Origin of the sequence: Streptomyces sp. NPDC087787 (assembly GCF_044743035.1) — a bacterium.
GTDB lineage: Bacteria > Actinomycetota > Actinomycetes > Streptomycetales > Streptomycetaceae > Streptomyces.
In genome coordinates this window covers 1-15,810 of sequence record NZ_JBIUVQ010000043.1, presented here as the reverse complement: position 1 = coordinate 15,810, position 15,810 = coordinate 1, and the positions used below count along the sequence as shown (strand labels likewise).

Here is a 15,810-nt window from a genome sequence, read left to right as displayed (position 1 = left end):
GGGACCTAGACAATCCTCATTCTTGCTGGTCAGAGGCCCTTTCTGTTTGTGTGACCACCTGCCGGACAGCCCGCTTCATGAAAGCGCGAGGCTAAAAAGATCAAGTCGGTTGCCTGGAGGGAACTTCGCCCCTCCAGGCACCCTGCCCGCCCGTCGGGGGGGGACTGGCCCGGTGCGGTTCCCGACCGGTTCGTGGAGCACATCGCCCTGTGGGAAGGCACCGGTGATGCCACGCCCGAAACGGTGTGGGTCGAGGCCATCACCGAACAGGACTACAACGGCCCCGCATACGCAATGAGCCCTTTCCATCTTCACTCTGAGCTGGTCAGATGAAGAGTGAGGACGGCCTGGACGACGCTGGTGATCCGAGTGGTCGAGCACCGCAGTTTGCGGAGGAGCCGCCAGGACTTGAGGGTGGCGACGGCCTGCTCGACGAGTGCCCGAATCTTCGCGTGAGACCGGTTCACCGCCTTCTGGCCGGCGGAGAGTGCCTCCCACCGTCCCCAGCACGGGATGCGGACCGTGCCGCCCGCACCCCGGTAACCCTTGTCTCCCCAGCACTTGATGCCGGCCTCGGCGAGGGCGTCGACGATGCCGTGTTCGCGGGCCGCGCGGACGTCGTGCACGGCGCCGGGCAGGGCCGGTGAGGCCCACAGCAGTCGACCGAAGGGGTCGGCCATGACCTGCACGTTCATCCCGTGCTTCTTGTGTTTCCCGGAGTAGAACGGCCGGTCCGCGGCAATGCGGTCGATTGGCAGGAGCGTGCCGTCCAGGATCACGAACGCCTTCACCGACGCGGTCCGCACCGCGTCGGCCAGGCTGGGGGCGAGAGCGGCCAAGAGCTCGACAGCCTCGGTGACATAGCGGTAAGCCGTCGTGGTCCCGATGCCGAACCCGGCCGCGAGCTGGGCATACGTGTGCCCCACCCGCAGACGGGCGAGCGTCAGCAGGGCCTGGCGGCCGGCACTCAGGCGCCGCCAACGGGAGCCGATCGCACGGCGGTGCCGCCGCAACTGCTGCGTGAGGAAGCGGAGGGCAGAGCTGGACACGTCGACGCCCGACGGGTAAACAAGCACGTGAAGCCTCTGGTGGAGACGGTTCTCTTGGTCGAAAACCCATCTACCAGAGGCTTCACCACGTTGTCAGCCCAACTGCCAGCCTCACGGCTCAGGTTGGAAAGGGCTCAATGAGTAACCGTCGGGCAGAAGCTGGACCATCGGTCGGGCCGACCGTGCGCTACGCCGCGTCGGCGACCCTGCACGTATCCGTGGACCTCACGACTTCCCGCGACCAACCCTGGGAGCACCGCCTGCCCGGACACCCCGCGCCTCACCCCCGCTCCGGCGGCCCTCAAAGCCACCACACCCGAGACCTACCTCGCAGTCGACGCCGACAATCCGTTCCGACGCCAACCGCTCCGAGGCCCACACGCAGCACTGAGGATGAGCATGGGAGCGCACACCATGCAGGCGCACGCTGCGCAGGGCCGCGCGGTCAGCGGCCCGCAACCGCCCAGCGCGGCAGGTCACGGGCCTCGCCGCTCTCTTCCGTGACATTTGACCGGCGGATGCCGCGCACCCTGTCCGACCTGCGGTGAAGCAGGTCAGGGCTGGGGGCGGCGGCCTCTGTGTGACTTCGCCGCGCCTGCGGCGGGCTCCTGCCGGCCCTTGCTTCGGACACTCATCAGCGCCCGATCACAGGTCTGCGCGGATTCGCGGCTCGTCGGTCCGCTCCGCCCAGGGGTCACGCCGTTCGGACCGGGAGCTCTCGCGGAACGCCACACACTCCTCGTACGACGGCAGCATGGCGCGCCGCTCCGCCTCGGCCAGCGTGGGAGCCGTGGCGTCCTTGGCGGAGAGCCGAGGCTCGATGCCCTCAGGCCAGGGGATGCCCAAAGCGGGGTCGTGCGGATTTATGGCGTGCTCCCGTTGCGGAGCGTAACCCTCGGAACACAGGTATACGACGGTGGTGTCGTCGGCGAGAGAGAACAACGCGTGACCCAGGCCTTCGGAGAGGAAAACAGCGTGGCGGGTCTCCTCGTCGAGGCGAACGATCTCCCACTGGCGGTATGTCGGAGAACCGGTCCGAACATCGACGATGACATCGAGTACGGCGCCACGTACGCAGGTGACGTATTTGGCCTGGCTGGGCGGAACATCGGCGAAGTGGATACCGCGCAGGGTGCCGCGGCGAGAGACGCAACAGTTGGCCTGGGCCAGATTCAGGTCCTGGCCCGTCGCCTCGCGAAAGTCGCGGTCCCGGAACCACTCGTGGAAAGAGCCCCGGGCGTCGGGGAAGATCTCCGGCTCGATCGCCCAAGCACCCTCAATGGCAAGCGGTCGCATGCTCGTTGCCGTCCTTTTTCATCAGGATTCCGCGTAACCGATGGTCTCAGTGCTGCTTCGCATATCTGCCGCCCGACGCTAGACGTCGCAAGCCGAACACAGCAACCCCCTTAACGGCGAACGGCTCGCCACCAGTCCTGGCGTCCTCTTTTACAGGGGCCAAATAGGGGTTGCTCCTCCTGCCGCGGACGACAGGATGGAAATATAGAGCCGACATTTTTCCAACCCGATACGGCGGTGCGGTGCATGACTGCCGCCGGCGCGTGAGGACTGACATGACGACCCTGACGAACAACAGCGAAGTCTGGATCCACCGGTTACATCCGGCTCCGCACAGCACTGTGCGTCTGGTCTGCTTCCCCCATGCGGGAGGATCGGCCGGTTTCTTCCGGTCGATGTCCGAGGCCCTCGGCCCGCGGACCGAGGTCCTGGCCGTGCAGTATCCGGGACGGCAGGAGCGCTGGAAGGAGGCACCGCTCTCGGACGTCGGGGAACTCGCGCGCCTGATCGCCGCGGCACTCCGGCCCTGGGCCGACCGGCCACTGGCGTTCTTCGGCCACAGCATGGGTTCGATCGTCGCCTACGAAGTGACCCGGCGTCTGGAGTCGGTGGGCGCCGGCAGCGCACCTGTCCTGCTGTTCGCCTCCGGCCGCCATGCTCCTTCCGTCCTCCGGGAGGGGTCCGTACATCTGCGCGACGACGACGGCCTGATCGCCGAGATGAGACGGCTCGGCGGCACCGACGTCGAACTGCTCGCTGACGAGGGCTTCCTGCGGATCCTCCTGCCGGCCGTGCGGAGCGACTACCAGGCGGTCGAGACCTACGTCCACCGGCCCGGCCGTGAACTCACCTGCCCCGTCGCCGCCCTCGTCGGTGATGCCGACCCGTACGTCACCCCTGACGAGGCGCGCCGCTGGGAGGAGCACACCTCGGGTGAATTCGCCCTGCATCGGTTCCCCGGCGGTCACTTCTATCTCGTCCCCCAGCAAAAGAACGTCATCCGTGTGATATCCGAGCGGCTCGCCGAGGTGGCGCCGGCCGGCCGCTGAGGCTCGCCGACGTGTTCGGGGAGCAGAGAAGGGAGAATCGCGTGACGGTGGACACCGCGTTTCCTCAGGTGCCGTACCAGCGCGTGAAGGTGCTCGACATCGCACCCCAGTACAAGATCGTGCGAGGACCGGTGGCCGGGGTCCGCTCCCCGCACCGCGGCTTGCCGACTTCGGCTTGCCGGCAGGACGGCCGGGCCCCGCACCGGTGGGCGACTGCGCCGGACGGCACCGTCACCGAGGCCCGCGACCGGGCAGGCGGAGCGCCGGGCGGGTCCGCGGCCCTCGTACAGCATCAGACCGGCCGGCGGATCATCGACGTGTCGGCGCAGCACCTCCGACCGGTGGGCGTCGCGATCGTCACCGGCGTCGAGTCAGGGAACACCACCACGGCCGCTGTCCCGCTCACACTCACTCGGACGGGGCACTACGCAGGTCTCGCCGACGGCGATGAGGCGCTGCTCTTCGACTGCGGCGGGGGGCTCTCCCTCGCCGGCCAGACCGTCGCACCGCCCACGCCGTCGGCCTCGATGCCGACCGGCGAAGTGACGGTCATGGCAGGGGGAGGCTCCCTTGGTATCCGGTAACGGCGAACGGCTGCTCGTGACCGGCGGGGCCGGCTTCATCGGCTCAGCCCTCGTCAGGATGCTCCTGACGGAACCCGGTGACGTGGCCGAGGTGACCGTCCTGGACAAGCTCACCTACGCGGGAAACCTGGCCAATCTCGCCGCAGTGGCCGCCGACCCGCGGCTCCGGTTCGTCCAGGGCGACATCTGTGACGCCCGGCTGGTGGCCGAGGTGATCCGGGGCCAGGAGAAGGTGGTGCACCTCGCCGCGGAGTCCCATGTGGACCGGTCGATCGACTCGGCGTCGCAGTTTGTGACCACCAACGTACTCGGCACGCAGACGCTGCTCGACGCGGCGCTGCGCAATGGGGTCCGGACGTTCCTGCACGTCTCGACGGACGAGGTGTACGGCTCCATCGCGTCCGGCTCGTGGCCGGAGAGCGACCCGGTGTCACCCAATTCCCCGTACGCCGCGTCCAAGGCCGCGGCCGACCTGTTGTGCCTGGCCTACGCCCGTACGCATGGGCTGGACGTCCGGGTCACACGATGCTCGAACAACTACGGGCCGTACCAGTTCCCCGAGAAGATCATTCCGCTGTTCGTCACCAATCTCCTGCTGGGGCGGCGAGTGCCGCTGTACGGAGACGGCAGGAACGTCCGCGACTGGCTGCACGTCGAGGACCACTGCCGCGGCATCCTGCTCGCCCTCGAACACGGGCGGCCCGGCGAGATCTATAACCTGGGCGGCGGCGCCGAACTGTCCAACCACGAGCTGACGACGACTCTCCTCGGCCTGCTCGGCACCGGACCGGAGATGATCGACTGGGTCGAGGACCGCAAGGGCCACGACCGCCGGTACTCCGTCGCCTGGTCCAAGGCGGCCACCCGGCTGGGGTACCGTCCACGCCGCTCGTTCGAGGAAGGCCTGCGGGCCACGGTCGAGTGGTACCGAGACAATCCCGGCTGGTGGGGTCCGCTGCGCGAGAGCGACTTGGGCGTGGCAGCGTTCGGCCGGCAGGAAGGGATGGGCGGCTGATGCGCGGGATCATCCTCGCGGGCGGCTCCGGCACGCGGCTGCGCCCGCTGACGCAGGTGCTGTCCAAGCAGTTGCTGCCGGTTTTCGACAAACCGCTGATCTACTACCCGTTGTCGGTGCTCATGCTGGCCGGCATCCGGGAGATCCTGGTGATCAGTATGCCGGGCCACGTCGACCAGTACCGGGCCCTGCTCGGCGACGGCAGCAGACTGGGCCTCCAGCTGTCCTACGCGGAGCAGGACCGGCCGCGCGGTATAGCGGACGCGCTGCTGGTCGGCCGCGAGTTCGCCGGTGACGAACAGATCGCCCTGGTGCTCGGCGACAACGTCTTCCACGGGCACGATCTGGCCCGCGTGCTGCGCGAGCAGGTGGCGAAGCTGTCGGGGGCCACGTTCTTCGGCCACTCGGTGGCCGATCCCCAACGCTACGGTGTTGCGGTTTTCGACGAGGGTGGGCGGTTGGTCGACATCGAGGAGAAACCGGCGCGGCCGCGTTCCAACCTGGCGGTCACCGGCCTGTACCTCTATGACAACGAGGTCCTGGACTACGCGGCGCAGCTCACCCCTTCGCACCGCGGCGAACTGGAGATCAGCGACGTCAATCGCCGGTTCGTGGCGGATGGCAGGGCCCGGCTGGTCGATCTGGGCCGGGGCACCATGTGGATGGACGCGGGCACCCACGAGAGCCTGCTGGAGGCCGCGAACTACGTGCGTGTCCTCCAGCGGCGCCAGGGCGTGCAGATCGCGTGCATCGAGGAAGTGGCCTACCGGATGGGCACGCTGGACCGGGCCGGACTCGATGCCGCGATCGACAGAGTCGGCGCCATGTCCGACTACGGCATGTATCTCCAGCAGGTGCGGGACGAGCACTGACGGGTACGGATGCTGAGCGGCTACGAGGGAGCGGACCGGGGAGCATGCCCGATCGCCGGGCCGCTCAGCCATCCGGACCGTCACCTCGCCGTACCGCCGTCGCGTCTCGTCACGCCTGGTGACGGGGGACCTTCGCCAGCAGGGCCCGGGCCGCGAGACGGTAGCCGAGCGAACCGAGACCGGCGATGACACCGCCGGCCAGCGGGGCGATCACCGATTCATGCCGGAACGTCTCGCGCGCCCAGATGTTCGACAGATGCACCTCCATCCACGGCCGGGGGTAGTTCGCCAGCGCGTCGCGCAAGCTCCAGCCGGCGATCATGAGGGCTCCGGGGTTCACGATCGCGCCGACCGTGTCGTACGAGGCGTGGATCGCCCCGATCAACTCACCCTCGCAGTCATGCTGGACGGAGCGCACCTTCCAGCCTCGGTCCGTGACCTCGTCGGCCACGGCGTCGGCGATGTCGGCCAGCGTGTCCGTGCCGTACACCTCCGGCTGGCGACGCCCGAGGATGCCAAGGTTCGGGCCGTTCAGCAGCAGTAATTCGTTCGTCATGAATACCTCGCTATTTTCGACTGCCGATTATCATGCTCCGGCTGCGGCAAACAAAACACCTCCGACTTCTTTCTTTTCCTGAATAAGGGGGTGCTTAGGGGTTGCCCTAGGGGAATGACGTTCGCTCAGGCCTCAGGTAATGTCCCGATCCAGGCAGCAGCACAGCGTTTCGTTTGTTTTCCCTTTGACGCAGGAAGAACGGAGAGCCGTGAGCGAAAGTTCGAAACAGGCACCGGAATTTCCGGTGTGGCCGCAGTTCGGCGACGCGGAGCGGGAGAGCCTCGTCCGCGCGCTCGAACAGGGCCAGTGGTGGCGCATGGGGGGCAGCGAGGTCGATCACTTCGAACAGGAGTTCGCCACCTACCACGGTGCGGACCATGCCCTCGCCGTCACCAACGGCACCCATGCGCTGGAGGTCGCGCTTCAGGTACTCGGCGTCGGGCCGGGAACCGAGGTCATCGTGCCCGCGTTCACGTTCATCTCGTCCTCGCAGGCAGCCCAGCGGCTGGGCGCCGTCGCGGTGCCCGTGGACGTGACCCCGGACACCTACTGCGTCGAGGCCTCGTCCGTCGAGGCCGCCATCACCCCCAGGACACGGGCGATCATGCCGGTGCACATGGCGGGCCAGATGGCCGACATGGACGCGCTGGGCAAACTGGCGGCCGACGCCGGCGTGCCGCTGATACAGGACGCCGCGCACGCCCACGGTGCGCGGTGGCAGGGCAAGAAGGTCGGTGAACTCGGTTCCGTCGCGGCATTCAGCTTCCAGAACGGCAAGCTCATGACGGCGGGCGAGGGCGGCGCGGTGACGTGCTCCGACGACGAGCTGTACGAGGAAGCGTTCCTGCGGCACAGCTGCGGCCGTCCGCGCACGGACCGCCGCTACTTCCACCAGACGTCCGGCTCGAACTTCCGCATGAACGAGTTCACGGCCGCCGTACTGCGCGCGCAGCTGGCCAGACTCGCTTGCCAGATCGACACAAGGGAGCAACGCTGGCCGGTCCTGGCGCGGCTGCTCGCCGAGATTCCCGGCGTCGTTCCGCAGGCAAGCGACGACCGGTGCGACCGGAACCCGCACTACATGGCGATGTTCCGGATCCCCGGCATCGGTGAGGAACGACGCAACGAACTCGTGGACCGGTTGATAGAGCGTGGCCTGCCCGCGTTCGCCGCGTTCCGCGCGATCTACCGCTCGAAGGGGTTCTGGGAGACCGGTGCCCCGGACGAGACCGTCGACGACATCGCGCGCCGCTGCCCGAACACCGAGGCGATCAGCGCGGACTGCGTCTGGCTGCACCACCGCACCCTTCTGGGCACGGAGCAGCAGATGCACGACATCGCCGAGATCGTCGCCGACGTGATGGCCGAGGTGTGAGCGCTCCGGTGAGGGTCGCGGTAGTCGGCCTCGGCTGGGCGGGCCGGTCCATCTGGCTGCCGCGGCTGCACGAGCACCCCGGGTTCACCGTCGTGGCCGCCGTCGATTCCCGACCGGACGCGCGCAGGGCTGTGGCGCGCGAGGGCATGGCCGCCACGGTCCAGGCGAGCGCCGACGAACTGGACCCGCGATCGGTCGACCTCGCGGTCGTCGCGGTACCGAACCACTTGCATACAGCGGTGGGGGCGGAACTGCTCGCGCGCGGTATTCCGGTGTTCCTGGAGAAGCCGGTGTGCCTGACCAGCGGTGAGGCGGACCAGCTCGCCGAGGCCGAACACCGAGGCGGGTCCGTGCTGCTGGCGGGCAGCGCCGCCCGCTACCGGGCCGACGTGCGAGCGCTGTACGGTCTCGCCGGAGAACTCGGCGAGCTGCGGCACATCGAGCTGTCCTGGGTGCGGGCACGCGGTGTGCCGGACATGGGCGGCTGGTTCACCCGGCGGCGCATGTCCGGTGGCGGGGCGCTCGTCGACCTCGGCTGGCATCTGTTCGACACCATCGCACCGCTGCTCGGCGGGGCCCGCTTCGAGCAGGTGGTCGGCACCGTCTCCGACGACTTCATGAACGGCGGCTCGTGGCGCGCCTCGTGGCGGCAGGACGAACCGGTGTCAGCGGACGAGGGCGGCGATGTCGAGGACACCGCACGGGGATTCCTGGTGACCGAGGACGGTGTGTCCGTCTCGCTGCGTGCGAGCTGGGCGTCGCACGAGACACATGACGTGACCCTTGTCCGGGTCGAGGGCAGCGCGGGCACAGCGGTGCTGCGCTGCACCTTCGGCTTCAGTCCGAACCGGGTGGGCGCGGCGACGCTGACCTGGACGCGTAACGGCGAGGCGCAACCCGTCACCGTCCCCGACGAGCCCGTCGGCTCCGAGTACCTCGGCCAGATCGACGAGTTGCCGAGGATGCTCGCCGAACCCGGCGGCGCCGGCCGGGCCGTGGAGGAAGCCCGCCGGACCATCGGTGTGATCGAGCGATTCTATGCGTCGGCGCGGCGGGCCCCCTGGCCGGTCACTGCCGGTCGTTGAGATCCGAGGAGGAGATGTCCGTGTCCACGGACACCAATCTGATCCGTACACGTCACACGACCGCGACAACCGCCAAGCGGGCGGTCGTCTTTGACCTCGACGGGGTGATCGTCGACAGCTTCGGTGTCATGCGCAAGGCGTTCTCGATCGCCTACGCCGAGGTGGTCGGGGAGGGCAAGGCGCCGTTCGAGGAGTACGAGCGGCACCTGGGCCGGTACTTCCCGGACATCATGAGGATCATGGGACTACCGCTCGAGATGGAGGAGCCCTTCGTCAGGGAGAGCTATCGCCTCGCGCATGAGGTGAAGGTCTTCGACGGGGTGGTCGACATGCTGACCGCCCTGCGTACCCGTGGTCTCCGACTCGCCGTCGCCACCGGCAAGAGCGGCCCGCGCGCCCGCTCGCTGCTCGACGGGCTCGGCCTGCTGACGATGTTCGAGCATGTGATCGGATCGGATGAGGTGGCGCGCCCCAAGCCCGCGCCGGACATCGTCCAGCACGCGCTCGACCTGCTGGGTGCGGCACCCAGCGAGGCGATGATGGTGGGCGACGCGGTGACCGACATCGCCAGCGCCCGGGGGGCCGGGGTGACCGCTGTCGCCGCGCTGTGGGGTGAGAGCGACGAGAAGGAACTGCTTGCCGCGAACCCGGACACCGCGCTGTACGATCCCGCGGACCTGCTCGCCCTCTGTCCGGCCGTCTGAAACCGGGGAACGGGTGGGCCCCAGGGAGACGTGCGTGCCATGACGTGCCCGGGGCACAACCAGCCGACGTCGACTGCCGAGTGCGGCCGCCGCGTGGACCAGGACGTACTGGCCTGGTCCACGCGCCTGGTCGCGCCGAACGGCGTGACCGCCGGCGTGCTCGGCCCCGGCGGCGGCCCGTCGCACAGACGCGCAGCCACCCCCGCGGCGTCGGGCGTTCCATGAGGACTACCCGACAGACACCCCGGCCGAGCCCACCGGTGGTTCGTTCGGTCAGCCGGTTCGTGGCATCGTGGCCAGCACGTCCGCCACCACGTCCTCCGGGACGTCGGTGACGAGTTCGGCGCCACGCGGGCCGTCGAGCACGAACGCCATGCCTGACAGTGCCTTCTTGTCCAGTCGCATCAGCTTGATGAGCGTCGGCACCTCGACGTCGGCGGGCAGGTCGGTGGGCAGCCCGTATCCGCGCACGACGTCGACGTGTTCCGCCGCCCGCGCTTCACTGATCCGGCCCAGCGCGCCGGCCAGGCGCCCGGCGAACACGGTGCCGATCGCGACACCCTCTCCGTGCCGCAGCGCGTAGTCCGTGGCGCGTTCGAGTGCGTGCCCGAGGGTGTGGCCGTAGTTGAGCAGGTGCCGTAACCCCGAATCGCGCTCATCGGCGGCCACGATCTCCGCCTTGCGCGCCACGCTCGCCGCTATCTGATCCGCCAGCGGCAGCGTCCGCAGGTCGCCCGCGCCGATGAAGTGACACCGGGCGATCTCGCCGTACCCGTTGATCCATTCCCGCTGCGGCAGTGTGTCCAGGTAGTCCGTGTCGCACAGAACGACGCGCGGCTGCCAGTAGGCGCCCACAAGGTTCTTGCCCAGCGGGAGGTTCACCGCGGTCTTGCCCCCCACGCTTGCGTCGACCTGGGCGAGCAGAGACGTCGGCAGGTGCACGACCGCGACCCCTCGGTGGTAGAGCGCGGCTGCCAGACCCACCGAGTCGGTGGTGGTCCCGCCGCCGCAGGAGATCACCGCGTCCCCGCGGCTGAGGCCGAACTCGGCGAACCGACAGCACAGTTCCTCAACGGTGGACAGCGTCTTGTCCCGTTCACCGTCGCGCGCGGAGAGCAAGAGCGCCGGCACCCCAGGGTCTGGCACCAGCTCCGGCGGACGTGCCGTCACCACCGCCACGCGCTTCGCTCCGATCCCGGAGATGGCTTCGGGCAGCAGCCGGCGCACGCCAGGCCCGATGTGCACGGGGTAGGACCGGGCCCCCAGCGCGACCTCGATCGTGCGGTACGCGTGTCTCATCAGGGCCTCCACTGGTCTGACCGCGGTCTGGGAACGAGGGACCGGCCCGCTGTCGAGCGCACCACGCGGGCCGCAAGGGCGGCGCCGGCGTTGTCGACGCCGAGCTGGTTGTGCGTGATCTGCGCGTGATCGAACAGGAGGAACCTCGTCGGCATGCCTCCGGCGGTGGTCACGATCTGGCGCACGGCGTCAAGGTGTTGCTGCCAGGCCTCCGGCGCGTCGAACGGCTCCAGCGACACCTCGGCGGCGGTCGTCAGCTCCACCCGCCGCGCCGGCGTGAGCGGGCTCACCCAGTGCTGCCGGCAATGGAACAGGAAGGACGCACGGTCGGGCTCGGGAATCAGCTCGACGAGCCGACGCAGGTGCCAGACCGCGGCCGTCAACCCCGGCCGCCCGTCGCGCAGCGCGGTGAGCGCGAAGTCGCTCGACGTGGACGCGAGCTCGTCGGCGAGCTTCGTCTCGGGCAGGTTCAGGTACTTCGTGGTCTGCGGTTCGTATCGACCGGTGCGGACCGTCCAGAGTCGGCGATCGTCCATCTCACGGGCCAGCCGGCCGATGTCAGCGCTCGACCGGAACCGCAGGACGAGTGAATCGGGGAGCCGCCGGAATGACCATAGAGCATGGGGGTCTTCCGCCCGAACGAGCCCGACCAGGTCGGGTACGAGCGAGAACAGCGCGTCCGCAGAGGTGGGGCCGAACAGTCGGCAAAACGACCAGTCCGCCGTCATTGTGAAAACACCTCGGTGGAAGAATTCGGAAGAGAATTACCGACCTCAGGATAGCCACTTTCTTTGCGGAATTTGTTGACCTGGAAAATTAGGGAGGATATAGGGGGGTACAAAGGGGTCTTCTCTGACTCGTCAGCGGCAAGACTTGTCGCAGATGTCGAGTCGAGGGGTGTGGTGCCATGTTGCGCACGGAGCTGATCCGGCCTCTTCCGGAATTGCTGAGGGCACACGCCGGTCGCTTCGGCGACAAGGTCGCCTTCCGGGATGCGCGGCGTGCTGTGGACTACGTCGAACTGGAGCTGCGTACGCGGCGGCTCGCGGGCCACCTCGCCGGGCTGCGGCTGCAGCCGGGCGACCGTGCGGCGATCGTCATGGGCAACTGCGTCGAGATGGTCGAGAGTTACCTGGCGATCGCCAGAGCGAGCGCCATCGGCGTGCCGCTCAACCCGAGGGTGACGGACACGGAGCTCGAGTATCTGCTCGACGACAGCGGCGCACGTGTCGTGATCACCGACCCGGCACACGCCGACCTGCTCACTCGGGTCCTGCGGGACCGGCCGGCCGTCCGGCTCGTCGTCACCGGGGATCCACCGCTTCCCCTTCCCCCGGGGGCGGTCTCCTTCACCACGATGGCCGCCACCGAGCCGCCGGTCGCCGCCAGGGACGACCTCGGACTGGACGACGTGGCCTGGATGCTCTACACCTCCGGTACGACCGGCAGGCCGAAGGGAGTGCTGTCCACGCAGCGCAACTGCCTGTGGTCCGTCGCCGCGTGCTACGTGCCGATCCCCGAACTGTCCCACGAGGACAGAGTCGTCTGGCCGCTGCCCTTGTTCCACAGTCTCTCGCACATCGTGTGTGTGCTCGGGGTGACCGCGGTGGGCGCAACGGCCCGCATCCTCGACGGCTTCTCCGCCGACGAGGTACTGACCGCGTTGCGCGAGGACGACGCGACGTTCCTCGCCGGCGTCCCGACGATGTACCACTACCTCGTCGCGGCGGCACGTGATCGTGGCTTCGAGGCGCCGAGCCTGCGGATGTGCCTCGTCGGCGGTGCGGTCACCACTGCCGCGCTGCGCCGGTCGTTCGAGGAGGCGTTCAACGCCCCGCTGCTCGACGCCTACGGCAGTACCGAGACATGCGGTTCGATCACCATCAACTGGCCAACCGGCGTGAGGGTCGAGGGCTCCTGCGGTCTGCCCGTGCCCGGGCTGGGCGTGCGTCTGGTCAATCCGGAGACCGGACTTGACGTGCCGTCCGGGGCCGAGGGGGAGGTATGGGTCCGCGGCCCGAGCGTCATGGTGGGCTACCACAACCAGCCGGAGGCGACCGATGAGTCGATGCGCGACGGCTGGTACCGCACCGGCGACCTCGCACGCCGTGACGCCGAGGGGTACTTCACGATCAGCGGCCGGATCAAGGAACTGATCATCCGGGGTGGCGAGAACATCCACCCCGGTGAGATCGAGGAGGTTCTGCGGTCGGTGCCAGGCGTCGCCGACGTCGCCGTGGTCGGCAAGCCCCACGAGGTCCTCGGCGAAGTGCCCGTGGCGTTCCTGGTACCCGAGCCGGAAGGCATCGACCCCGAGCGTCTGCTCGCCGTGTGCCGGGACCGCCTGTCCTACTTCAAGGTGCCGGAGGAGCTCTACGAGATCGCCGCCGTGCCGCGTACGGCGTCCGGGAAGATCACCCGGCACGTCCTGCTCGAACAGCCGGCGCGACTGCGCGCCTCGTCGAGCCACCACTACGAGTACCTGTTCCGCCTCGACTGGATCCCCCTGCCGTCCGTACCCGTGCCCCCGGTCGTCGCGCGCCACTGGGCGGTGGTCGGCGCCGACGCGTTCGGTGTCGCCGCCGGGCTGGAGGCGCACAGCGCCACGGTCACGACGCACGCCGCGCTGAGCGATCTGTGCGCCTCGGTCGCGTCGGGGGCGGCCGTGCCGGACGTAGCGGTGCTGTCCTGCGGGACTCGTGTCCACAGCGTCGGGCGGCTGGCCGACACTGTGCAGAGCACGGTCACGCAGATGAGCAGCGAGGTCGAGCGGTGGCTGGCCGACGAGCGCCTGGCCGGCACCAAGCTGGTGCTGGTGACCCGGGAGGCGGTCGCGGTCGGCGCGGGCGACGAGGTCCAGGATCTCGCGCACGCACCGTTGTGGGGTTTGCTGCGCGGCCTGCAGGCCGCGCATCCGGACCGCCTCGTCGTGGTGGACCTGGACGCGGAGGACCGCTCCCCCGCTGTGCTGCCGGTGGCCGTGTCGTCCGGGGAACCGCAGTTGGCCGTGCGCAAGGGCATCGCCCTGTTCCCGAGGCTCGCGCGCGTGTCGGCGTCCATGGAGTTCGACGCACGCCCGGCCTTCGACGCCCACCGGACCGTGCTGATCACCGGCCCCGAGACGCCCGCTGCCGCGGCGGTCGCGCGTCACCTGGTCGCCGCCCACCGGGTGCGGCACATCCTGCTCGTCGGCGTGCCAGGGGCCGAAGACGCGGCGGAGGACCTGCGCGCCGAACTGGCCGCCCAGGGTGCCAAGGTCACCTCAGCGGCCTGTGACGTGGCCGATCGCGAGGCGCTGTCCGCCCTGCTGGCCAGGGTAAAGCGGCCGCTCGGCGCGGTCGTGCACGCCCAGGGCGCCTCCGGGCGCGGTGTGGCATCCGCGGTGGACGCGGCGCTGAATCTGCACGAGCTGACCAGGAACGCGGACCTGTCCTCTTTTGTTCTCTTCTCCTCCGCCACCAGCGTGCTCGGCGCGCCAGGCGCGAACGAGCCCGCTGTCGCGGGCCTGTTCCTGGACACGCTGGCACAGTGGCGACAGGCCAGGGGACTGCCCGCGCTCTCGCTCGCGTGGGCGGACTGGGAGCCTGCCGCCGGGGCACCAGGGGGCAACGGCACCCTGTCCATGCAGCAGGGCCTCGCGATGTTCGACGCGGCCACGACGCTGGACGAGCCGTTCCTCGTTGCGATGCAGCTGGACACGACCGCACTGACCTCTGTTCCGGCTGTGTTGCGGAACCTGATCGACGCTCCGGCCACCGCCGCCTCTCCGGACGGCGCCGTCCGCGCGGAACTGCGCACGAGGATGCTCGGTCTGCCCAAGGCGGAGCGGATGGATCTGCTGCTCGACCTCGTGCGTGCGGAGGGGGCACGGGTGTGCGGGCTGGACGGAGCGGCGGAGGTGGCAGCCGACCGCGCGTTCAAGGAGTTGGGCTTCACGTCGGTGAGCGTTGTGGAACTGCGCAACCGGCTGGTCGAGGCCACCGGGCTGGCACTGCCCACGGCAGTTGCGTTCGACCACCCGACACCGCGGGCGCTGGCCCGGTTCGTTCTTGGCGAACTCACGGGTGAGCGCAGGGCGGCACCGGCGGTCATGGCACGCACCGAGGCGGCTGACGAGCCGATAGCGATCGTCGCGATGGCGTGCCGGTTGCCGGGCGGGGTGTCGTCTCCGGAGGACCTCTGGCGTCTGGTGTCCGACGGCACCGACGCGATCTCGGAACTCCCGGCCGACCGAGGTTGGCCGGAGGACCTGTACGACCCGGAGCCGGACGTGGCGGGTAAGTCCTACGCGCGGCATGGCGGTTTCCTGGACGACGCGGCGGGGTTCGACGCGGCGTTCTTCGGGATCTCGCCGCGGGAGGCGCTGGCGATGGACCCGCAGCAGCGACTGCTGCTGGAGGTTTCCTGGGAGGCGTTCGAGCGGGCCGGCATCGACCCCGGCTCATTGCGTGGCCACGACGTGGGTGTGTTCACCGGTGTCATGCATCACGACTACGCCACTGGCGTCGAACGCGTACCCGAGGGCACCGAGGGCTACCTCGGCATCGGCCGGGCGGGCAGCGTCGCGTCCGGGCGGGTGTCCTACACGCTCGGTCTGGAGGGCCCCGCGATCACGGTCGACACGGCCTGTTCGTCATCGCTGGTGGCGCTGCACCTCGCGGCCCAGTCACTACGCAACGGCGAATGCGACCTGGCCCTGGCCGGCGGAGTCACGGTCATGGCCACACCCAGCGCGTACATCGAGTTCTCACGACAACGCGCACTGGCACCAGACGGACGGATCAAGGCATTCGCCGAGGCGGCCGACGGCACCGGCTGGTCCGAAGGCGTGGCACTCCTGCTGGTGGAACGACTCTCCGACGCACAACGCCACGGCCACGAAGTACTCGCCGTGATACGCGGCTCCGCAATCAACCAGGACGGCGC

13 protein-coding genes are annotated in these 15,810 nt (G+C 69.2%); 8 read left to right on the top strand and 5 right to left on the bottom strand.

Annotation, left to right across the window (positions count from 1 at the left end; genetic code table 11):
• Positions 1-311 precede the first annotated feature (311 nt).
• Together ACIOWN_RS34050 and ACIOWN_RS34045 are read right to left on the bottom strand one after the other, a co-directional pair.
• A complete protein-coding gene (locus ACIOWN_RS34050; protein WP_362357852.1) occupies positions 312-1,076 on the bottom strand; it encodes an IS5 family transposase in 765 nt (254 codons plus the stop codon).
• 618 nt (positions 1,077-1,694) lie between these two features.
• Positions 1,695-2,345, bottom strand: a complete 651-nt coding sequence (locus ACIOWN_RS34045; protein WP_362357854.1) for a dTDP-4-dehydrorhamnose 3,5-epimerase — start codon at positions 2,343-2,345, stop codon at positions 1,695-1,697.
• Between the two features lie 275 nt (positions 2,346-2,620).
• Between ACIOWN_RS34045 and ACIOWN_RS34040 the strand changes: the two genes are divergently transcribed.
• Genes ACIOWN_RS34040 through rfbA form a run of 4 tightly spaced genes read left to right on the top strand, consistent with a single transcriptional unit; the run spans position 2,621 to position 5,865 of the window.
• The gene (locus ACIOWN_RS34040) at positions 2,621-3,394 is read left to right on the top strand and encodes an alpha/beta fold hydrolase (RefSeq protein ID WP_362357856.1); all 774 of its coding nucleotides are present in this window, start codon (positions 2,621-2,623) and stop codon (positions 3,392-3,394) included.
• A 41-nt stretch (positions 3,395-3,435) separates the two neighbouring features.
• Positions 3,436-3,978: a 3-oxoacyl-[acyl-carrier-protein] synthase III C-terminal domain-containing protein gene (locus ACIOWN_RS34035; RefSeq protein WP_362357858.1), complete on the top strand. Its 543-nt coding sequence runs from the start codon at positions 3,436-3,438 to the stop codon at positions 3,976-3,978.
• Positions 3,965-4,993 (top strand): dTDP-glucose 4,6-dehydratase, encoded by a 1,029-nt coding sequence (gene rfbB, locus ACIOWN_RS34030; protein ID WP_362357860.1) that lies wholly within the window; start codon positions 3,965-3,967, stop codon positions 4,991-4,993. Before ACIOWN_RS34035 ends, rfbB begins: the two co-directional genes overlap by 14 nt.
• Positions 4,993-5,865 (top strand): glucose-1-phosphate thymidylyltransferase RfbA, encoded by an 873-nt coding sequence (gene rfbA / locus ACIOWN_RS34025; protein ID WP_362357863.1) that lies wholly within the window; start codon positions 4,993-4,995, stop codon positions 5,863-5,865. The genes rfbB and rfbA overlap by 1 nt, the downstream gene beginning before the upstream one ends.
• A gap of 109 nt (positions 5,866-5,974) precedes the next feature.
• Here rfbA and ACIOWN_RS34020 read toward each other — a convergent pair whose 3' ends face one another.
• The gene (locus ACIOWN_RS34020) at positions 5,975-6,421 is read right to left on the bottom strand and encodes a type II 3-dehydroquinate dehydratase (RefSeq protein ID WP_362357865.1); all 447 of its coding nucleotides are present in this window, start codon (positions 6,419-6,421) and stop codon (positions 5,975-5,977) included.
• Positions 6,422-6,629: 208 nt separating this feature from the next.
• Between ACIOWN_RS34020 and ACIOWN_RS34015 the strand changes: the two genes are divergently transcribed.
• From ACIOWN_RS34015 to ACIOWN_RS34005, 3 genes are read left to right on the top strand one after another with little or no spacing between them, the layout of a single operon-like run.
• Complete coding sequence (locus ACIOWN_RS34015; RefSeq protein WP_362357867.1) at positions 6,630-7,796, top strand: DegT/DnrJ/EryC1/StrS family aminotransferase; 1,167 nt, start codon at positions 6,630-6,632, stop codon at positions 7,794-7,796.
• An 8-nt stretch (positions 7,797-7,804) separates the two neighbouring features.
• Positions 7,805-8,881 carry a Gfo/Idh/MocA family protein gene (locus tag ACIOWN_RS34010; RefSeq protein WP_401984404.1) on the top strand — a complete coding sequence of 359 codons (1,077 nt, stop codon included), beginning with the start codon at positions 7,805-7,807 and terminating at the stop codon, positions 8,879-8,881.
• 20 nt (positions 8,882-8,901) lie between these two features.
• Positions 8,902-9,585, top strand: coding sequence for an HAD-IA family hydrolase (locus ACIOWN_RS34005; protein WP_362357871.1), 684 nt, complete (start codon positions 8,902-8,904; stop codon positions 9,583-9,585).
• Positions 9,586-9,858: 273 nt separating this feature from the next.
• Here ACIOWN_RS34005 and ACIOWN_RS34000 read toward each other — a convergent pair whose 3' ends face one another.
• Both ACIOWN_RS34000 and ACIOWN_RS33995 read right to left on the bottom strand, forming a co-directional pair.
• Positions 9,859-10,884 carry a 3-dehydroquinate synthase family protein gene (locus ACIOWN_RS34000; RefSeq protein ID WP_362357873.1) on the bottom strand — a complete coding sequence of 342 codons (1,026 nt, stop codon included), beginning with the start codon at positions 10,882-10,884 and terminating at the stop codon, positions 9,859-9,861.
• Positions 10,884-11,612: a hypothetical protein gene (locus tag ACIOWN_RS33995; RefSeq protein WP_362357875.1), complete on the bottom strand. Its 729-nt coding sequence runs from the start codon at positions 11,610-11,612 to the stop codon at positions 10,884-10,886. Before ACIOWN_RS33995 ends, ACIOWN_RS34000 begins: the two co-directional genes overlap by 1 nt.
• Positions 11,613-11,791: 179 nt before the next feature.
• Between ACIOWN_RS33995 and ACIOWN_RS33990 the strand changes: the two genes are divergently transcribed.
• Positions 11,792-15,810: beta-ketoacyl synthase N-terminal-like domain-containing protein (locus ACIOWN_RS33990; protein ID WP_362357877.1), on the top strand; the 4,019-nt coding region annotated here is incomplete at its 3' end.

What these genes read in the sequence shown, in the direction of transcription:
- ACIOWN_RS34045 (WP_362357854.1), bottom strand. Translation starts at nt 2,345, where the DNA reads ATGCGACCGCTTGCCATTGAGGGTGCTTGGGCGATCGAGCCGGAGATC.
- ACIOWN_RS34040 (WP_362357856.1), top strand. Translation starts at nt 2,621, where the DNA reads ATGACGACCCTGACGAACAACAGCGAAGTCTGGATCCACCGGTTACAT.
- rfbA (WP_362357863.1), top strand. Translation starts at nt 4,993, where the DNA reads ATGCGCGGGATCATCCTCGCGGGCGGCTCCGGCACGCGGCTGCGCCCG.
- ACIOWN_RS34020 (WP_362357865.1), bottom strand. Translation starts at nt 6,421, where the DNA reads ATGACGAACGAATTACTGCTGCTGAACGGCCCGAACCTTGGCATCCTC.
- ACIOWN_RS34000 (WP_362357873.1), bottom strand. Translation starts at nt 10,884, where the DNA reads ATGAGACACGCGTACCGCACGATCGAGGTCGCGCTGGGGGCCCGGTCC.
- ACIOWN_RS33995 (WP_362357875.1), bottom strand. Translation starts at nt 11,612, where the DNA reads ATGACGGCGGACTGGTCGTTTTGCCGACTGTTCGGCCCCACCTCTGCG.